Source organism: Natrinema soli (genome assembly GCF_028618695.1).
Map to the genome: position 1 here is coordinate 1 of NZ_JAQIVI010000376.1, position 3,639 is coordinate 3,639.

Annotated in this window: 3 protein-coding genes; all 3 read left to right on the top strand. The window is 68.0% G+C overall.

Annotation, left to right across the window (positions count from 1 at the left end; all coding sequences use genetic code 11):
- Positions 1–735: NAD-dependent epimerase/dehydratase family protein (locus PGX04_RS21185; protein WP_273740321.1), on the top strand; the 735-nt coding region annotated here is incomplete at its 5' end.
- 74 nt (positions 736–809) lie between these two features.
- The gene (locus tag PGX04_RS21190) at positions 810–2,255 is read left to right on the top strand and encodes an MATE family efflux transporter (RefSeq protein WP_273740322.1); all 1,446 of its coding nucleotides are present in this window, start codon (positions 810–812) and stop codon (positions 2,253–2,255) included.
- Positions 2,256–2,323: 68 nt separating this feature from the next.
- A partial coding sequence (locus PGX04_RS21195; RefSeq protein ID WP_273740323.1) for a glycoside hydrolase family 3 protein occupies positions 2,324–3,639 on the top strand: 1,316 nt, incomplete at its 3' end.

Sequence of the window (3,639 nt, forward strand, 5' to 3'; positions counted from 1 at the left end):
GCGGCCGCCGAGCCCGACGCAGTCGTCCACCTCGCCGCGATCCCCGACCCGACGAGCCACGCCGGTTCGCGGGTGTTCGCCAACAATGTTCTGAGCGCGTACACCGTCCTCGAGGCGGCCGGTCGGACCGGCGCGAACGTCGTGTGGGCGAGTTCCGAATCGGCTTACGGGTTCCCCTTCGCCGAAAGTTCTCTCGTCCCCGAATACGTCCCCATCGACGAGGCCCATCCGCTCCGCCCCGAAGGTCCGTACGGCACCTCGAAGGAAGCCGGCGAGACCGTCGCCGCGGCAACCGCCAGACGACACGACGTGTCCGTCGTCTCCCTCCGCCCGTCGTGGGTGCAGTACCCCGGCGAGTACCGGACCAGCGGGAACCGGGAGCGCTTCGACCTCGAGGAACTGACCGAACGCCCCCAGGAAACCTCCCCGAGCGGCGGTGCGGGGAACTTCTGGTCGTACATCGACGTGCGAGATCTCGCGTCGATGGTCTCGACGGCGCTGGACGCCGACGTCGAGAGCCACGAAGCGTACCTCTGCCACGCCGCGGAGAACTATCTCGGTATCGAGACAAATCGGCTTCTGGACGCGCTCTTCGACGACGCACCGCCCTCCGACCTCGAGGGGGACGCATCCGCGTTCACCACTGCGAAGGCCGAACACGACCTCGGCTGGACGCCCGAACACACCTGGCGCGAGGCCGAAGACGACCACGTCGAGGGGCCGGGTTTCGAGTAGCGCATCGAAAGCGGCGGTTCACGCGGTGAACGAAAGAGATAGGTTTTAGCGGTCTCGAAGATGACGAGTATACGTTGGTATCTCGCACGAATCCGCTCCAATTGCTCCTGCTCGGTATCGGGACGGTGCTCGCCCGCCTCGGGACCATCTCGCTCGAGCGGGCGCGCGAAACGACTGACCTCGCCTGGCCGCGAATCGTCACCGGACTCGCCCGGATGTCGAAAGGCGTCGCGGACGTCGCCATGGTCGGCGTCGTCCTCGGCCCGACGGCCATCGCGGGGATGGGCTTTGCCGGACCGTACTGGGGGATGACGTTCGCAATCGGCGGCGGGATGGCCGCGGGAACGATCGCCCTCGTCTCCCAGCGATACGGTGCGTCGGCGGACGACGAAATCGGGCAGGTCGTCAGGTCCAGTGCGTTCCTCGTCACGGTGGTCGCCCTCCCCGTGAGCGCGCTGTTCTGGGCCGTCCCCGTCGAACTCGTTTCGTTGCTGAGCGACGATCCCGTCGCGATCGGCTACGGCGCCGACTACCTTCGCGTCCTCGCGCTCGGCGTCCCGTTCGCCATCCTCAACCAGATCGGGAGCCGCGCGCTCGTCGGTGCAGACGATGCGTGGACGCCGATGGTCGTCCGGTCTAGCGGCGCGCTCATCAACGTCGTCCTCAACGCGGTGTTCATCTTCGCGCTCGATATGGGCGTCGTCGGTGCGGCGCTTGGGACCGTTATCGCCAGTATCTGCGTCACGACCGCGTTCGCACTCGGTCTCGCGCTCGGTCGCCTCCCGGGCATCGGCGAGTTCCCGATTCGGGTTCGCTGGGTCGACCGGTACCTCGAGCGGGAGCTGCTCGCGGATCTCGTCGCCATCGGACTGCCCGTCGTCGGTCGGAGCTCCGTCTGGACCGTCGCCCGGTTTCCGATCCTCGCCTTCGTGGGCCTCTTCGGCTCGCACGTCGTCGCGGCCTACATCATCAGCCGACGCATCTGGGGGTTGATGAACACGCCGGGATGGGGGTTCGGTCTCGCCGCGAGCAGCCTCGTCGGGCAGTCCCTCGGAGCCGACGACGAGGAGACGGCGGCGCAGTACGGACGTGAGATAACCGTCTTCACCGTCGTCGTCTATCTGTTCGCAGCGGTCGTCGTCGCGCTCTTCGCACACCCGATCGTCCGGCTGTTCGTTAACGACCCTGCATCACCGACCGTTCCCGTCGCCGTCGCGCTCGTGTACACCGCGTGTATCGCCGTCGTTCCGCAGGGCGTCACGAACAGCGTCGCGGGCGCGCTGGACGCGACCGGCGACACGAACTGGCCGTTCTACGGCCGCGCGATCGGGATGTTCGGTTTCGCCATCCCGTTGGTCTACCTCGGCGCGACGACGTCGCTCGGCCTGTTTGGACTCTCCCTGTCCTTTCTCGCCGAGAGCGTTCCGGGCGCGCTGATCAACTATTATCGGTTCCGCTCCGGGAAGTGGAAGGCCATCAGCCGCGGCTACCGGCCGGGAGAGCCCGCAGTCGACGACTGACGCGCTACGCGCGTCGTCGGTGAGGCGGTTGATAACGTTTATAGCGCTACGGTAACACTTCACAGCCGATGGACGATCGATCCGAGACGCCGACGTACCGCCGGGAGTCGGCGCCGACGTCGGAACGCGTAGCGGACTTGCTCGAGCGAATGACGCTCGCCGAAAAAGCGGGCCAGGTGACCGGGACCTGGGGCGGTGATTTCAGGGCGGAACTCGACGTCGAGGACCTCGTCGAGACCGTCGCACAGGACGGGATCGGCGCCGTCGCGCCATTCGGCTGGGCCGGGTCGCTCACCAGCGATCCAACAGAGGCGGTGCGGATCGCCAATCGCCTGCAGCGCGTCGCCGTCGAGGAGAGCCGACTCGGTATCCCGCTGCTGCTGAACGTCGACGCGGTCCACGGCCACGCCTACATCACTGGTTCGACGTCGTTTCCGAACGGACTCGGGGCGGCCGCGACGTGGGACCCGGACGTGCTCGAGGACAGCGCAGCGGTCACCGCCCGGGAAATCCGCGCGACCGGCGCGCACCAGAACTACGGTCCGACGGTCGACGTGGGCCGCGAGCCGCGCTGGGGGCGGGTGTTCGAGACGTTCGGCGAGAGTCCGCACCTCGTCGGCGAACTGGCCGCCGCGAAAGTCAGGGGATACCGCGGTGACGGGGTCGGCGATCCCGAGGGGGTGCTCGCCACCCTCAAACACTTCCCCGCCTACGGGGAGCCCGAACGCGGCGAGGACGCGTCGCCGGTCGACATCTCCGAGTACAAACTCCGGAACACGTTCCTCCCGGCGTTCGAGCGGGCGCTCGCCGCCGGAGCGGACTCCGTGATGCCGTCGTACAACTCGATCAACGGCGAACCCTCCCACGGATCGGCCGCCGCCCTCACGGAACTCCTTCGCGACGACCTCGGCTTCGAGGGTCACGTCGTCTCGGACTGGGACGGGATTCGTCACCTCCACGAGGCCCACCGGACGGCTCGCGACCACGCCGACGGCGTTCGACAGGCCCGCGAGGCCGGCGTGGACGTCGCGTCGGTCGGTCACGTCGACCACGCCGACAGCGTCGCGGAACTCGTCGAATCCGGGCGGCTCGAGGAGGCGGTCGTCGACGCGAGCGTGAAACGGGTGCTCCGCACCAAGTTCGAGCTCGGTCTGTTCGAAGATCCCTACGTCGAGACGGAGGCGGTGACAGAGACGCTCGGGTCGGAGCGCCACCGCGAGACAGCGCTCGAGGTCGCCAGCGAGTCGATGACGCTGCTGAAAAACGAGGGGGTCCTCCCGCTCGAGGGCGACGAGGACGTCTTCGTCGGCGGGCCGAACGCCGACGACGTGGTCCACCAGCTCGGCGGCTGGTCGGTCAGTCGCGACGACGGGCTGCCGGGGAG